The following is a 14,668-nucleotide window of genomic DNA, read 5'->3' on the forward strand; positions in this document are numbered from 1 at the left end:
TGCGATGAGTTTTGATATAGCCAAATACCCGACCCTGGCGTTGGTCGACTCCACCCAGGAGTTAAGACTGCTGCCAAAAGAGAGCCTGCCTAAGCTTTGCGACGAACTGCGCCGCTATTTGCTCGACAGCGTGAGCCGTTCCAGCGGGCACTTCGCCTCTGGTCTGGGCACGGTGGAACTCACCGTCGCGCTGCACTATGTCTACAACACCCCGTTCGACCAGTTAATCTGGGATGTGGGACATCAGGCTTATCCGCACAAAATTCTTACCGGCCGCCGCGATAAGATTGGCACTATTCGCCAGAAAGGCGGCCTGCATCCGTTCCCGTGGCGCGGCGAGAGTGAGTATGACGTACTGAGCGTTGGCCACTCCTCAACCTCTATCAGCGCAGGCATCGGCATTGCAGTTGCCGCCGAGAAAGAAGGCAAAGAGCGCCGCACCGTATGCGTCATTGGCGACGGTGCCATCACCGCCGGGATGGCGTTTGAAGCGATGAACCATGCGGGCGATATTAAGCCTGACATGCTGGTTATCCTCAACGACAACGAAATGTCGATTTCGGAAAACGTCGGTGCGCTGAATAACCACCTGGCGCAACTGCTCTCTGGAAAACTCTATTCGTCGTTGCGCGAAGGCGGGAAGAAAGTGTTCTCCGGTGTTCCGCCGATTAAAGAGCTGCTCAAACGTACCGAAGAACACATCAAAGGTATGGTTGTGCCGGGTACGCTGTTTGAAGAGCTGGGCTTTAACTATATTGGCCCGGTAGACGGTCACGACGTGCTGGGTCTTATCACCACGCTGAAAAACATGCGGGATCTGAAAGGCCCGCAGTTCCTGCACATCATGACCAAGAAAGGTCGTGGCTACGAACCGGCGGAAAAAGATCCGATCACCTTCCACGCGGTGCCAAAATTCGATCCGTCCAGCGGATGTCTGCCGAAAAGCAGCGGCGGTCTGCCGAGCTATTCAAAAATCTTCGGTGACTGGCTGTGTGAAACTGCAGCAAAAGACAACAAGCTGATGGCGATTACCCCGGCAATGCGTGAAGGCTCCGGTATGGTGGAGTTTTCCCGTAAATTCCCGGATCGCTACTTCGACGTGGCCATTGCCGAGCAGCATGCAGTGACCTTTGCGGCTGGCCTGGCGATTGGTGGTTATAAACCCATCGTCGCTATCTATTCCACGTTCCTGCAACGCGCCTACGATCAGGTGCTGCACGATGTTGCCATTCAGAAGCTGCCGGTACTGTTCGCCGTTGACCGGGCAGGAATCGTGGGTGCCGATGGGCAAACCCACCAGGGTGCGTTCGATCTTTCCTTCCTGCGCTGCATCCCGGAAATGGTCATTATGACCCCGAGCGATGAGAACGAATGTCGCCAAATGTTGTTTACCGGCTATCACTACAACAATGGCCCAACGGTCGTGCGTTATCCACGCGGTACTGCCGTAGGTGTTGAGCTGACGCCGCTGGAACAATTGCCTATCGGCAAAGGTATCGTCAAGCGTCACGGTGAGAAACTGGCAATTCTGAACTTCGGTACGCTGATGCCGGAAGCGGCTCAGGTCGCGGAATCGCTGAACGCAACGCTGGTCGATATGCGCTTCGTGAAACCGCTGGATGAAGCACTGATTCTGGAAATGGCAGCACAGCACGACGTGCTGGTGACGATTGAAGAAAACGCCATTATGGGCGGCGCAGGCAGCGGTGTAAACGAAGTGCTGATGGCGCACCGTAAGCCGGTTCCGGTACTGAATATCGGCCTGCCTGACTTCTTCATTCCCCAGGGTACTCAGGACGAGGCTCGCGCCGAACTGGGCCTGAATGCAGCCGGAATTGAGGCCAAAATCAAGGCCTGGCTGGCATAATCCCCCCCCTCGCTCCTGCTATGCTTAATGAATAACACGCTAAGCAGGAGCGAATTTATGCAATACAACACCTTAGGAAAAACAGACCTTCGGGTCTCCCGCCTTTGTCTGGGCTGCATGACGTTTGGCGAACCCAATCGCGGCAATCACGCCTGGACGCTACCAGAAGAAAGTAGCCGCCCGATTATCAAACATGCCCTTGAGGGTGGTATTAACTTTTTCGATACCGCAAACAGTTACTCTGCAGGCAGCAGTGAGGAAATTGTCGGCCGTGCGCTGCGCGATTTCGCTCGTCGGGATGACGTCGTAGTAGCCACCAAAGTTTTTCACCGTGTTGACGACCTGCCGGAAGGATTATCTCGTGCGCAAATTCTGCGTTCTATTGATGACAGTCTGAAGCGTCTTGGTATGGACTATGTCGATATCCTGCAAATTCACCGTTGGGACTACAACACGCCCATTGAAGAAACGCTGGAAGCGCTTAATGACGTCGTGAAAGCCGGGAAAGCGCGCTACATCGGCGCATCATCCATGCACGCTTCGCAGTTTGCTCAGGCACTGGCCCTGCAGAAACAACACGGTTGGGCGCAATTTGTTAGCATGCAGGATCACTACAACCTGATCTACCGCGAAGAAGAACGCGAAATGCTACCGCTTTGCTCTCAGGAAGGTGTCGCGGTGATCCCATGGAGTCCGCTGGCACGTGGTCGCCTGACGCGCCCGTGGGGAGAAACCACCGCACGCCTGGTTTCCGATGAAGTCGGCAAAAACCTGTACGAAGAAAGTGATGAAAACGACGCGCAAATTGCTGCACGATTGACTGGCGTCAGTGAAGAACTGGGCGCTACACGAGCGCAGGTCGCTCTGGCATGGCTGTTAAGCAAACCTGGCGTCGCCGCACCGATTATCGGCACATCGCGTGAAGAACAGTTGGATGAATTACTTAATGCGGTAGATTTAACGCTGAAACCAGAGCACATTGCCGAACTGGAAATGCCGTACAAACAGCATCCGGTGGTGGGATTTAAATAAGCGCGGTTGTAGATTATAGATCGTAGGCCCGATAAGCGACGCGCCATCGGGCAATCAGTGCCGGATGCGCTATGCTTATCCGGCCTACAACGGCCTCAAAAAGGGGTTAAATAATACCTACCGGCCAGTGATGGCCGATAAAATACAGTATCCCTGCAGATAGTATCCCAGCGACAATATCATCGATCATGATCCCCGTGCCGCCATGTACGTTACGATCGAACCAGCGAATCGGCCAGGGTTTCCACATATCCAGAATACGGAAAATCACAAACCCAGCGGCAACCCACTGCCAGTCGTTGGTCGGCAGCGCCATCAGGGTTATCCACATCCCGACAAACTCATCCCAGACAATGCTTCCGTGATCGTGCACGCCCATATCTTTTGCCGTTTGATGGCACAGATAGACGCCAATACAGATCGACAGCATGACCACCAGTGAATAGAGTTGCCACGGCAGAAATGTCATTAAATACCAAAATGGGATCGCCGCCAGCGATCCCATGGTGCCCGGTACAATCGGGCTCAATCCGCTGCCAAATCCGGTAGCCAGCAGGTGCCACGGATTGCGCATGCTCAAACGGCTTTTTGCGACATCTTTTTTAAGGCGCGGCAAAATGGTCATATCCTTTCCAGTCGAACGTGACGGGTTTTCCATCACGCGTAAAATGAATGCCTTCCACATCCGCACTCATCTGCCCAATGCAGGTAAACGGTGTGCCGAGATGCCCCAGCGCGACGTCCAGCGCCCCACGATTCATTTCCGGTACGGTAAAGCATAACTCATAATCTTCACCGCCCGAGAGCGCCCAACGCAACGCCTGTTCAGGCTCGACGTATTGGGTAAACGCAGTGGAATATGGCAGTGCATCAACGTTAATCCGTGCGCCGCAGCCACTGGCATTAACGATATGCCCCAGATCTGAAATCAGACCGTCCGAGAGATCGATAGCGGCACTCGCCAGGTCGCGCAGGGCTTGCCCTTGTAAAATTCGCGGCGTGGGACGCAGGTGCCGCTTGAGCAGATAGTCAGCATCTTTGGCATCAGTTACCTGCAATCGGTTTTGCAGAATAGCCAACCCGGCAGCGCTGTCGCCCGGCGTACCGGTAACGTAAATCCAGTCGCCCGGCTTCGCACCGGAGCGTTTTAAGGCCCGTCCAACCGGGACGTAGCCATGAATACCCAGCGTCATCGACAGTGGCCCACGTGTGGTGTCGCCGCCAATCAACTGCATATCATAGTAATTCAGGAGCTCAAACAGGCCATCACTGAAAGCTTCAAGCCAGGCTTCATCGACGTCAGGTAATGTGATTGCCAGCGTCAGCCATGCAGGATCGGCCCCCATCGCCGCCAGATCGCTCAAGTTCACCGCCAGCGCTTTCCAGGCAAGGTCTGTGGGATCAATATCGGGGAGGAAGTGGTTGCCTGCCACCAGCGTATCGGTACTGATCGCCAGCGTTTGTTTTTCAGGGATGTTCAGAAGTGCGCAATCGTCGCCAATACCGGTTTCGACATCAAGACGAGAGCTTCTTACGCGGTCAAAATAACGGGCAATCAGGGAAAACTCGCCACATGCCATACGTTATGCCTCAGCAGGAAAAAAGAAAAAGCCGGGGACAGTGGAAACAGGTTCCACCCTCCAGCCGGCCTCGGGATCACTTTTTGTTGGGGCGAATCACAGGTGCTGCTTTATCCAGTACGCCGTTGACGAATTTGTGGCTATCTTCAGCGCCGAAGGTTTTCGCCAGTTCAATCGCTTCGTTAATGGCCACTTTATACGGCACATCACTACGCTTAGACAGTTCAAACAGCGCAATACGCAGCACGGCTTTTTCTACCTGACCCAGCTCTTCCAACAGGCGAGACAGGTAAGGCTTCATCAGTCCATCCAGGTACGCGCTGTTAGTCGCCACCCCGGACAGCAGTTCACGGAAATACAGAACGTCAACATCTTTTACGTCCTGTTCCGCCAGGAACTGGTATTCAACATCAGCGATGTCGTTCTGGGACAACTGCCAGGAGTAGAGCGCCTGGACGGCACACTCACGGGCGCGGCGACGAGCAGCAGGTTTCACGGATTTCCCCTTACAAAAATCAGGCCTTAATGGCTTTCAATACATTAATCATTTCAAGCGCAGTCAGTGCAGCTTCTGCGCCTTTGTTGCCGGCTTTGGTGCCAGCACGTTCGATGGCTTGTTCAATACTTTCGGTGGTCAGAACACCGAAGGCTACCGGGATACCGCTGTCCTGAGCGACATGCGCCAGGCCATTGCTTGCACCGCCAGCCACATATTCGAAGTGTGCGGTACCACCACGGATAACCGTACCCAGCGCAATCACCGCGTCATATTTACCGGTTTTTGCCAGTGCGTCAGCCGCCAGCGGCAGCTCATACGCGCCTGGAACCCAAACGACGGTAATATTTTCATCTTTAACCTGACCAATACGTTTCAGGGCGTCGATCGCACCTTCCAGCAGGCTGTCATTGATAAAGTTGTTGAAACGCGCAATGGTGATGGCGACGCGAGCGTCCGGGGTAGCAACGTTAGCTTCAATAATGTTCATATTCTTCCTTCGGATTCACTAGACCCCGCAGGGGGGCGGATTTTATCATAATAATCTGTGCGCTGCTTCCCTTTCGAACCGGGAGATCATGCGCCCACTAAATGCAGGCAAAGGTCCGGACCCACATGGCGTATTTCGTTGAATTTGAAATGGGGGGCGTCAGCCAGTTTCTCAAGGCCTGGAAGCACACATAATCCTCGGGCATTGCTTCCTAACAGTTTAGGCGCAACATAGACGATTAGCTCATCCACCACGCCGGCCTGTAATAACGCACCTGCAAGTGTTGGCCCGGCCTCAACCCAAATGCTGTTAATTTGCTGTTTGCCCAACTGCATCATCAACACCACCAGATCCAGATGCCCGTTATGTTCCGGCACCTTCAGGCTACGAACCGTTTCCGGCCAGCTGCGAGGATCGTCCTGGGTACGGACAATCCAGGTTTCTCCGGGCTGTTGCACAATGCGATGCGCCGGTGTCACCTGGTTCTGGCTATCAAGTACAATTCGGATTGGCTGACGCACATTTTCCTGCGGATAACTCGCCTGGGTTGACTCCCCCAGTTCTTCCCAACGAACGGTAAGCTGAGGGTCATCCGCCAGTACCGTGGCACTGCTGGTTAAAATGGCATGACTTTGCGCGCGCAGGCGTTGCACATCGCGACGTGCCTGCGGCGAGGTGATCCACTGGCTTTCACCACTGGCCATCGCCGTACGCCCATCAAGCGAGGCACCCAGCTTGAGCTGTACGTAAGGGAATCCGGTACGCATCCGTTTGAGAAAGCCCTTATTAAGCTGCTCAACTTCGCTCATCATCAGGCCATGGCTGACGTCAACGCCCGCCTGCTGCAAACGGTAGAGACCACGACCTGCTACCTGCGGATTGGGATCCTGCATAGCGGCAACCACACGCGTCACACCGGCGGCGATCAGCGCATCGCAGCACGGCGGCGTGCGACCATGATGGCTACAGGGTTCAAGCGTCACATAGGCCGTTGCCCCCTGCGCTTTTTCTCCCGCCATACGCAGAGCATGGACTTCGGCATGAGGCTCGCCCGCGCGATGGTGGTACCCCTCACCGACGATTTCCCCATCTTTAACAATCACACAGCCCACGTTGGGATTGGGGTGAGTAGTAAAACGTCCGCGCGCAGCAAGCTTCAGCGCTCGCGCCATGTACAATTCATCCTGCATGGCTTAGTCCTGTAGGCGAGCAATCTCTTCGCCAAATTCTTTGATATCTTCGAAGCTCCGGTAAACCGAGGCAAAGCGGATGTAAGCGACTTTATCGAGCTTTTTCAACTGCTCCATCACCAGATTGCCAATCATCTTACTCGGCACTTCACGCTCGCCTGTCGCACGCAGCTGTGATTTTATATGGTTTAACGCCATTTCGACGTCATCAGCGCTGACCGGACGTTTTTCAAGCGCTCTGAGCATGCCGCTACGCAGCTTCTCTTCATTAAAGGGTTCACGCACATCGTTGCTTTTTACAACGCGCGGCATAACAAGTTCAGCCACCTCAAAGGTGGTGAAACGTTCGTTACAGACCAGACACTGTCGGCGGCGGCGTACCGAAGAGCCCTCGCCCACAAGACGAGAGTCAATTACCTTAGTGTCTACGGCGAAACAGAATGGGCAATGCATACGGCGTCCTGTACCTTAGTGGTTCGCAGAAATCTATTTTACCCTGAACTGGCGTGACAACAAAGGCGGAGCGCTTTTGAGACAAAGGATCGATGCCTTCGTGCTCTGTGCACACTACCATTATGCTATCGCGACAATGAAGGAAGTAATCACAATGACAAGACGTTACCTAAGAATTCTCCTGGTGGGAAGCCTCTTTAGCCTCAGCGCCTGTGCACAACAAAGCGAAGTACGCCAGATGCATCAAAGCGTTAGCACGTTGAATAAAGAGATGACACAGCTCAATCAGGAAACGGTAAAAATTACGCAACAAAATATGTTGAATGCCAAATCGACCAGTGGAGCTTACCTGCTACCCGGTTCCAAAACACCTGCCCGGCTGGATAGTCAGATCGGCACGTTGCGTATGTCGCTGGTGAATATTGCGCCAAATGCGGCAGGAACGCGCCTGACACTGCGTATTCAGGGGGAATCGAATACCCCGCTCCCTGCCTTTAGCGGTACTGTAGAGTACGGACAGATTCAGGGCACCACAGACAACTACCAGGAAGTGAATGTACAGAATCAGTTGATAAACGCCCCGGCAAGTATCCTTGCCCCCAGCGACGTGGATATTTCGTTGCAGCTAAACGGACTGTCTCCTGACCAGTTAGGTTTTGTTCGCATCCACGACATCCAGCCTGTTAGTCAATAAACTTTTTGCGGAACGTTTTTGTGCGTTCCGCAACACCAACCCGCCCTATTTTGTTACTCCTATGACATAAGCGATATTTCCAGTAAAACTTGGCAACATTCATCGGAGCCAGTACAATTCGCCGCCTAAAGTACGCAAACGTGAACGCAATCGATTACGTAAATGATAGAACTGTGAAACAAGACATATTTTTGTGAACAATGATTTTTATAATAAGCTCCGAAGAAATACGAAATATTTAGAAACGCAATTTGCGCCTTTTTCACTCCCGAAAGGGATTTCAAACAGTGGCATACATATGAAAAAAACATTACTTGCAGCCGGTGCAGTGCTGGCGCTCTCCTCGTCATTTACTGTTGCAAACGCGGCAGAAAATGACAAACCGCAATATCTTTCCGACTGGTGGCATCAGAGCGTTAACGTTGTGGGTAGCTACCACACTCGCTTCGGACCGCAGCTCCGTAACGATACCTACCTGGAATACGAAGCGTTTGCCAAGAAAGATTGGTTCGACTTCTATGGTTACATGGATGCACCGGTATTCTTCGGTGGTAACACCGATGCGAAAGGTATCTGGAACCACGGCTCTCCGCTGTTCATGGAAATCGAACCCCGTTTCTCCATCGACAAACTGACCGGTACCGACCTGAGCTTCGGTCCGTTCAAAGAGTGGTATTTCGCGAACAACTACATCTACGACATGGGTCGTAACAAAGATGGCCGCCAGAGTACCTGGTACATGGGTCTGGGTACCGACATCGACACCGGCTTGCCGATGAGCCTGTCCATGAACGTGTACGCTAAGTACCAGTGGCAGAACTACGGTGCTGAGAACGAAAATGATTGGGACGGCTACCGTTTCAAAGTGAAGTACTTTGTACCGATTACCGAACTGTGGGGCGGTAACCTGAGCTACATCGGTTTTACCAACTTTGACTGGGGTTCCGATCTGGGTGATAAGAGCGCCTACGCTGAGAATGGCATTAAACAGCGTACTAACAACTCTATCGCCTCCAGCCACATTCTGGCGCTAAACTATGACCACTGGCATTATTCTGTCGTTGCCCGTTACTGGCACAACGGTGGTCAGTGGAACGATAACGCGGATCTGAACTGGATGAATGAAAACGTTCGTTCTACCGGTTGGGGTGGTTACCTGGTTGTAGGTTACAACTTCTAATCCAGTAAATTTATCAAAGACAAGCCAGCTTAACCGCTGGCTTTTTTATGGCTGATCTTCACAGCGTACCTTACGTAAAAAGTCACTTAGCGAACGATCCGCCGATTCGCGAAAATGCCTGTCGAGTGGCGTGATCTTCAGACAACGATCAACGCGAAAACAGCGATAATCGTCACGATTCTCACACCATGCAACCAGCAGCCAGTGCTCGCCCCCGAAAAATAACCCCAACGGCTGAACGTCTCGCCAGGAGAGATTCCCGGACTCATCGCGATAATGCAGCGCCAGAATCTGCTGCGCCGAAACCGCGCGATGAATAAGATCGAACGCACTACGTGAATGCGGCTGATTACCAAAATCTGGTGCGAAAATCCGCGTTTGTTCGGCCCTGCGCCGACTCTCTGGCGGCAATATCGCCAGCACTTTTTCCTGCGCGGATTCCAGCGCTTGTGAGAGTGAATCCCCGCCCCATGTTTTCAACAGCCGAATCGCTACCATCAACGCTTCTGATTCGTGATGCGTTAACATCAACGGCGGCAGATCAAACCCGGCCATTAAGCGATAGCCACTGCCCACTTCACCCTCAATGGGCACGCCGGATAAAGAGAGATCGCGGATATCGCGATAAATCGTCCGTTCAGAAACCTCAAGACGCTCTGCCAGCAGCGCCGCCGTTGTCACTCGCCTGCCACGCAGGATTTGTACAATCTGAAACAAGCGGTCGGCGCGTCGGGTCATTTTAGTCCTCTGTCCTGAAAATATTACGCGGGTTGATGTAAACCAACACGATTGCCTTCACTGTCAGTAAACAGCGCAATCGTGCCAATATCCTGCCCCAGTTCGATCGGGCCAAACACGCACTGGCCGCCCGCGGTAGCGACGCGTTCAAGCGTTGCCACTAAATCATCCGTATGCAGATAAATAATAGCGCCCTGCGCTGAAGGCGTAATACCGTCAAATTTAGCCAGCGCCCCACCAGGAGCAGGCTCCTGATACGGGAATACGGCCAGCTCAGCGCAGTCCATGTTCTCCCGGCGCAAAGAAATCTGCATCACTGGCTCATAAAAAGCGATGGCGCGATCCATTTGTACCACGGGGATTTCAAACCAGTTAATAACGTTTTTCATACATCCTCCTGCCTGTGTGAGTAGTCTCAGAAGGACTATAAGACAGGGCTACTGACAGCATACTGTCAGTAATGTGACGACAGAAAAAGATCATGGTCTGCTGCTAAATCGCAGGCAAAAAAAATCCCGACCTTACGATCGGGATTTCAGTTCTTTTGCCTGCGTTGGTTAAGGCAGAATTGACGGTTGATCCGCCCCTTCTTTCTCGACCTTCTGCTGCAGCATGTGCTCGCGCTTCATACCCAGCTTCAACGCCAGAGCCGAAGCCACATAGATAGACGATGCTGTACCGATGGACACACCGATAAGCATGGTCAGCGAGAAGCCTTCCAGTACCGGGCCACCGAACAAGAACAGCATCAGGATAACCATCAACGTGGTACCGGATGTAATCAACGTACGGTGCAGCGTCTGGGTCAATGACACGTTAAAAATTTCGTAAGGCGTACCGCGACGAATCTTGCGGAAGTTTTCACGAATACGGTCAGATACCACGATACTGTCGTTCAACGAGTAACCGATTACCGACATCAGTGATGCAACGATAGTCAGGTCAATCTCGATATGGAACAACGACAGGATCCCGAGCGTAATGATAACGTCGTGCGCCAATGCGATAACCACACCTGCCGCCAGTCGCCACTCGAAGCGGAAACCAACATAGACCAAGATGGAGATCAGCGCCGCCATCAGCGCCATCGCACCAGTTTGAGCAAGATCGGCCCCCACGCTCGGCCCAACGAATTCAATTCGCTTCACCGCCGCGTTTTGGTTGGTGGATTCGTTAATCACACTCAACACTTTGCTGCCCAACACCTGGCCGCCGTTTGCCCCTTCAGTTGGCGGCATACGCACCATAATGTCGTGGCTGCTGCCGAAGTTCTGCAGCAGCGGATCCACAAAGCCCGCTTTCTCCAGCGCATCGCGCATCACGTCCATGTCCGCTGGTTTTTCCAGCGTAATTTCAATCACCGTACCACCGGTGAAATCGAGACCCCAGTTAAACCCGCGTACGCCCATCACAATGATGGCCGCAATCAGCAGGAAACCAGAAATGCCGAAAGCCCAGTAGTCCCAGCGCATAAAGTCCCAGACTTTACGGCCGTGGTTCAATTGTTCAACAGTATATTCCTGTGCCACATCGCACTCCTCAGATTGACAGCTTTTTGACGCGCTTGCCGCCATACAACAGGTTTACGATGGCACGTGTACCGACAATCGCGGTAAACATCGACGTCGCCACACCAATACCAGTAGTAATCGCGAACCCTTTAATTGCCCCGGTGCCGACCGCGTACAGGATGATGACCTTGATCAACGTCGTAATGTTCGCATCGAAGATGGAGCTAAATGCACCCGCATAACCTTCATTGATTGCTTGCTGCACCGAACGTCCGTTGCTCAACTCTTCTTTGATACGTTCGTTGATCAGTACGTTAGCATCGACCGCGACGGCAAGGGTTAAGACGATCCCCGCAATACCCGGCATACTCAACGTCGCCCCCGGCAACAGTGACATAATGCCGACAATCAATACCAGGTTGGCAATCAGCGCGCTTGTCGCAATCAGACCGAACTTCTTATAGAAGAAGATCATGAACAGAATTGAAACCACCAGACCGGCCAGACACGCTTCCAGACCCTGTTTAATGTTCTGCATACCCAGGGTTGGGCCGATTGTCCTTTCTTCAACAATCTGAATCGGCGCAATCAATGCACCAGCACGTAACAGCAGGGAAAGCTGACGCGCTTCGTTCGGGTTGTTGATACCGGTAATACGGAAGCTGTTGCCCAGGCGAGACTGGATGTTGGCAATGTTAATCACCTCTTCCTGTTTCACCAGAACGGCACGACCGTTGGCATCTTTCTTACCGCTGTCTTTGTACTCCACGAACAGGGTCGCCATCGGCTTACCGATGTTGTCCTTGGTGAAGTTAGACATGATGTTACCACCTGCGCTATCCAGCGAGATGTTAACCTGCGGCTGATTGTATTCGTCCTGGCTGGAAGTGGAATCGGTGATATGGTCACCGGTCAGGATCACGCGCTTGTACAGCACTACTGGCTGACCTTCACGGGATTGTTTCACTTCCGAATCACCCGGAACGCGTCCGGATGCCGCAGCAGACTGGTCAACGTTGGTATTTACCAGACGGAATTCCAGCGTCGCGGTGGCGCCCAAAATTTCTTTCGCACGCGCAGTATCCTGGATACCAGGCAGTTCGACGACGATACGGTCAGCACCCTGACGCTGAACAACAGGTTCAGCAACACCCAACTGGTTAACACGGTTACGCAGGATGTTGATGTTCTGCTGGACCGCATATTCACGCGCTTCACTCAGGCGCGCATCGGTCATCACCGCACGCAGCGCATTGCTGCCCTGGCTGGAAATCACCAGATCCTGGTGACGCTTGCTCAGGTAAGAGATCGCTTCATCACGGGCATTTCCATCACGGAAGGTGATGCTCAGACCGTAGTTATCTTCTTTCCGAACGGTAGTATAAGGAATGCCTTTTTCACGCAGATCGCTGCGCAGGCTATCGATATTTTGTTCCTGCAATTTACCCAGTGCGGTGTCCATATCCACTTCCATCAGGAAGTGAACGCCGCCACGCAGATCAAGACCGAGTTTCATCGGTTCTGCGTGAATGGCTGCCAGCCAACGGGGTGTTGCCGGAGCAAGGTTAAGCGCCACGACGTATTGATCACCCAGCACGCCCATCAACACTTCACGTGCGCGCAGTTGGGTATCGGTGGAGTCAAAGCGCGCAAGAATAGCGCCCTCTTCCAGAGCCACAGACTTAGGTGTGATTTTATCTTCTTGTAACGTTTTCTGGACCTGGATCAGCGTTTGCTCACTGGCGGCGGCACCGCGCACGCCAGTGATTTGAACAGCCGGATCCTCACCATACAGGTTGGGAAGTGCGTAAAGCAGGCCGACGATAATAACGACGACCAGCATAATGTACTTCCACAAAGGATAACGGTTTAACACGGCAGTTCCCTTTGGGAAAACAATAAATTACAGCGCCTTCATCGTGCCTTTCGGCAGAACGGCAGCTACGAAATCACGTTTGATAACCACTTCAGTGGTGTCGTTCAGCGCGATAGCGATGTAGCCAGTTTCTGCTACTTTGGTCACGCGACCTACCAGGCCACCGTTAGTCAGCACTTCATCACCCTTGGCAATGGAGCTCATCAGGTTTTTATGTTCTTTGGTACGCTTTTGCTGTGGGCGCAGGATCATGAAGTAGAAAATCAGACCAAACACCACCAGCATCAGAATCAGAGACATCGGGCTGCCCTGCGCCGGAGCACCTGTTGCCGCTACCGCATCAGAAATAAAAAAGCTCATTCAAATTCCCTCATTATTAAAATTAATCAACGTTCAAAGGTGGAACAGGTCGACCCTGACGTTGGTAAAAATCGGTCACGAAGCTCTCTAATTTACCCTCTTCAATAGCCTTGCGTAAACCCGCCATCAAACGCTGGTAGTAGCGAAGGTTATGAATCGTGTTGAGTCGCGCGCCCAATATTTCGTTGCAACGGTCGAGATGATGCAAGTAAGCACGCGAATAATTGCGACAGGTGTAGCAATCACACTCGGCATCGAGCGGACTGGTGTCGCTTTTATGTTTCGCATTACGGATTTTTACCACGCCGTCAGTCACAAACAAATGACCATTACGGGCATTTCGCGTTGGCATCACGCAGTCAAACATATCGATACCACGACGCACGCCTTCAACCAGATCTTCTGGTTTGCCAACGCCCATCAGATAGCGAGGTTTATCTGCCGGAATTTGCGGGCAAACATGTTCCAGAATGCGGTGCATATCTGCTTTCGGCTCACCGACAGCCAAACCGCCGACAGCGTAGCCATCAAAGCCAATATCTACCAGACCTTTGACAGAGATATCACGTAAATCTTCGTAAACACTGCCCTGAATGATGCCAAAAAGCGCATTTTTGTTGCCAAGGCCATCAAAACGGTCACGGCTGCGCTTCGCCCAACGCAAAGACATCTCCATTGAGCGTTTAGCATAGTCCCAGTCAGCCGGATACGGTGTACATTCATCGAAAATCATCACGATATCGGAACCGAGATCGTATTGAATCTCCATCGACTTCTCGGGATCGAGGAAAATCGGATCGCCGTTGATCGGATTACGGAAATGCACACCCTGTTCGGTTATCTTACGGATATCGCCCAGGCTGAACACCTGGAAACCACCGGAATCAGTGAGGATCGGTCCTTTCCACTGCATGAAATCGTGCAGATCGCCGTGCAGTTTCATGATTTCCTGACCCGGGCGCAGCCACAGGTGGAAGGTGTTGCCGAGGATGATCTGTGCGCCGGTCGCTTCAACTTCTTCCGGCGTCATGCCTTTTACTGTGCCGTAAGTACCAACCGGCATAAAAGCAGGCGTTTCCACTACGCCACGATCAAAAACCAGGCGGCCGCGGCGTGCGCGACCGTCTGTGGTATCCAGTTCAAATTTCATTTTTTCTCCTGCATCAGAGAGACAGTCTGATGATTAAACTTTCCCCATGGA

The 14,668-nt window shown here is 52.6% G+C and carries 16 protein-coding genes; 4 read left to right on the plus strand and 12 right to left on the minus strand.

The window, feature by feature from the left end; genetic code table 11:
* The first annotated feature begins 4 nt into the window (after positions 1–4).
* Positions 5–1,867: a 1-deoxy-D-xylulose-5-phosphate synthase gene (dxs, locus tag NNO08_RS00635; RefSeq protein ID WP_137384639.1), complete on the plus strand. Its 1,863-nt coding sequence runs from the start codon at positions 5–7 to the stop codon at positions 1,865–1,867.
* A 57-nt stretch (positions 1,868–1,924) separates the two neighbouring features.
* The gene (gene yajO, locus NNO08_RS00640) at positions 1,925–2,899 is read left to right on the plus strand and encodes a 1-deoxyxylulose-5-phosphate synthase YajO (RefSeq protein WP_271450110.1); all 975 of its coding nucleotides are present in this window, start codon (positions 1,925–1,927) and stop codon (positions 2,897–2,899) included.
* Positions 2,900–3,005: 106 nt separating this feature from the next.
* Here the strand turns inward: yajO and pgpA are convergent, their stop codons facing one another.
* The 6 genes from pgpA to nrdR all read right to left on the minus strand — a co-directional run bounded on the left by pgpA (position 3,006) and on the right by nrdR (position 7,108).
* A complete protein-coding gene (gene pgpA / locus NNO08_RS00645) occupies positions 3,006–3,524 on the minus strand; it encodes a phosphatidylglycerophosphatase A (RefSeq protein WP_003021578.1) in 519 nt (172 codons plus the stop codon).
* Positions 3,502–4,479 carry a thiamine-phosphate kinase gene (gene thiL, locus NNO08_RS00650; protein ID WP_271450111.1) on the minus strand — a complete coding sequence of 326 codons (978 nt, stop codon included), beginning with the start codon at positions 4,477–4,479 and terminating at the stop codon, positions 3,502–3,504. The genes pgpA and thiL overlap by 23 nt, the downstream gene beginning before the upstream one ends.
* A gap of 76 nt (positions 4,480–4,555) precedes the next feature.
* Positions 4,556–4,975: a transcription antitermination factor NusB gene (nusB, locus tag NNO08_RS00655; RefSeq protein ID WP_000801129.1), complete on the minus strand. Its 420-nt coding sequence runs from the start codon at positions 4,973–4,975 to the stop codon at positions 4,556–4,558.
* Positions 4,976–4,994: 19 nt separating this feature from the next.
* Positions 4,995–5,465 carry a 6,7-dimethyl-8-ribityllumazine synthase gene (ribH, locus tag NNO08_RS00660; RefSeq protein WP_003021575.1) on the minus strand — a complete coding sequence of 157 codons (471 nt, stop codon included), beginning with the start codon at positions 5,463–5,465 and terminating at the stop codon, positions 4,995–4,997.
* A gap of 86 nt (positions 5,466–5,551) precedes the next feature.
* A complete protein-coding gene (gene ribD / locus NNO08_RS00665) occupies positions 5,552–6,655 on the minus strand; it encodes a bifunctional diaminohydroxyphosphoribosylaminopyrimidine deaminase/5-amino-6-(5-phosphoribosylamino)uracil reductase RibD (protein WP_271455960.1) in 1,104 nt (367 codons plus the stop codon).
* 3 nt (positions 6,656–6,658) lie between these two features.
* The gene (nrdR, locus tag NNO08_RS00670; protein ID WP_003021571.1) at positions 6,659–7,108 is read right to left on the minus strand and encodes a transcriptional regulator NrdR; all 450 of its coding nucleotides are present in this window, start codon (positions 7,106–7,108) and stop codon (positions 6,659–6,661) included.
* A 154-nt stretch (positions 7,109–7,262) separates the two neighbouring features.
* Between nrdR and NNO08_RS00675 the strand changes: the two genes are divergently transcribed.
* Both NNO08_RS00675 and NNO08_RS00680 read left to right on the plus strand, forming a co-directional pair.
* The gene (locus tag NNO08_RS00675) at positions 7,263–7,802 is read left to right on the plus strand and encodes a DUF3251 domain-containing protein (RefSeq protein WP_271455961.1); all 540 of its coding nucleotides are present in this window, start codon (positions 7,263–7,265) and stop codon (positions 7,800–7,802) included.
* A 298-nt stretch (positions 7,803–8,100) separates the two neighbouring features.
* On the plus strand, positions 8,101–8,982 hold the full coding sequence (locus NNO08_RS00680) for a nucleoside-specific channel-forming protein Tsx (RefSeq protein ID WP_271454028.1): 882 nt from the start codon (positions 8,101–8,103) through the stop codon (positions 8,980–8,982).
* Between the two features lie 45 nt (positions 8,983–9,027).
* Here the strand turns inward: NNO08_RS00680 and NNO08_RS00685 are convergent, their stop codons facing one another.
* The 6 genes from NNO08_RS00685 to tgt form a co-directional block, all read right to left on the minus strand.
* Complete coding sequence (locus NNO08_RS00685; protein ID WP_271441093.1) at positions 9,028–9,720, minus strand: helix-turn-helix transcriptional regulator; 693 nt, start codon at positions 9,718–9,720, stop codon at positions 9,028–9,030.
* A 23-nt stretch (positions 9,721–9,743) separates the two neighbouring features.
* Complete coding sequence (locus NNO08_RS00690) at positions 9,744–10,109, minus strand: VOC family protein (RefSeq protein ID WP_271441094.1); 366 nt, start codon at positions 10,107–10,109, stop codon at positions 9,744–9,746.
* Positions 10,110–10,277: 168 nt separating this feature from the next.
* On the minus strand, positions 10,278–11,249 hold the full coding sequence (gene secF / locus NNO08_RS00695; RefSeq protein WP_137384645.1) for a protein translocase subunit SecF: 972 nt from the start codon (positions 11,247–11,249) through the stop codon (positions 10,278–10,280).
* A 10-nt stretch (positions 11,250–11,259) separates the two neighbouring features.
* Complete coding sequence (secD, locus tag NNO08_RS00700) at positions 11,260–13,107, minus strand: protein translocase subunit SecD (RefSeq protein WP_137384646.1); 1,848 nt, start codon at positions 13,105–13,107, stop codon at positions 11,260–11,262.
* A 27-nt stretch (positions 13,108–13,134) separates the two neighbouring features.
* The gene (gene yajC, locus NNO08_RS00705) at positions 13,135–13,467 is read right to left on the minus strand and encodes a preprotein translocase subunit YajC (RefSeq protein ID WP_061155582.1); all 333 of its coding nucleotides are present in this window, start codon (positions 13,465–13,467) and stop codon (positions 13,135–13,137) included.
* Between the two features lie 22 nt (positions 13,468–13,489).
* Positions 13,490–14,617, minus strand: a complete 1,128-nt coding sequence (gene tgt / locus NNO08_RS00710) for a tRNA guanosine(34) transglycosylase Tgt (protein WP_045440480.1) — start codon at positions 14,615–14,617, stop codon at positions 13,490–13,492.
* Positions 14,618–14,668 lie beyond the last annotated feature (51 nt).

Source organism: Citrobacter sp. Igbk 17 (assembly GCF_028069775.1).
Lineage (GTDB): Bacteria > Pseudomonadota > Gammaproteobacteria > Enterobacterales > Enterobacteriaceae > Citrobacter.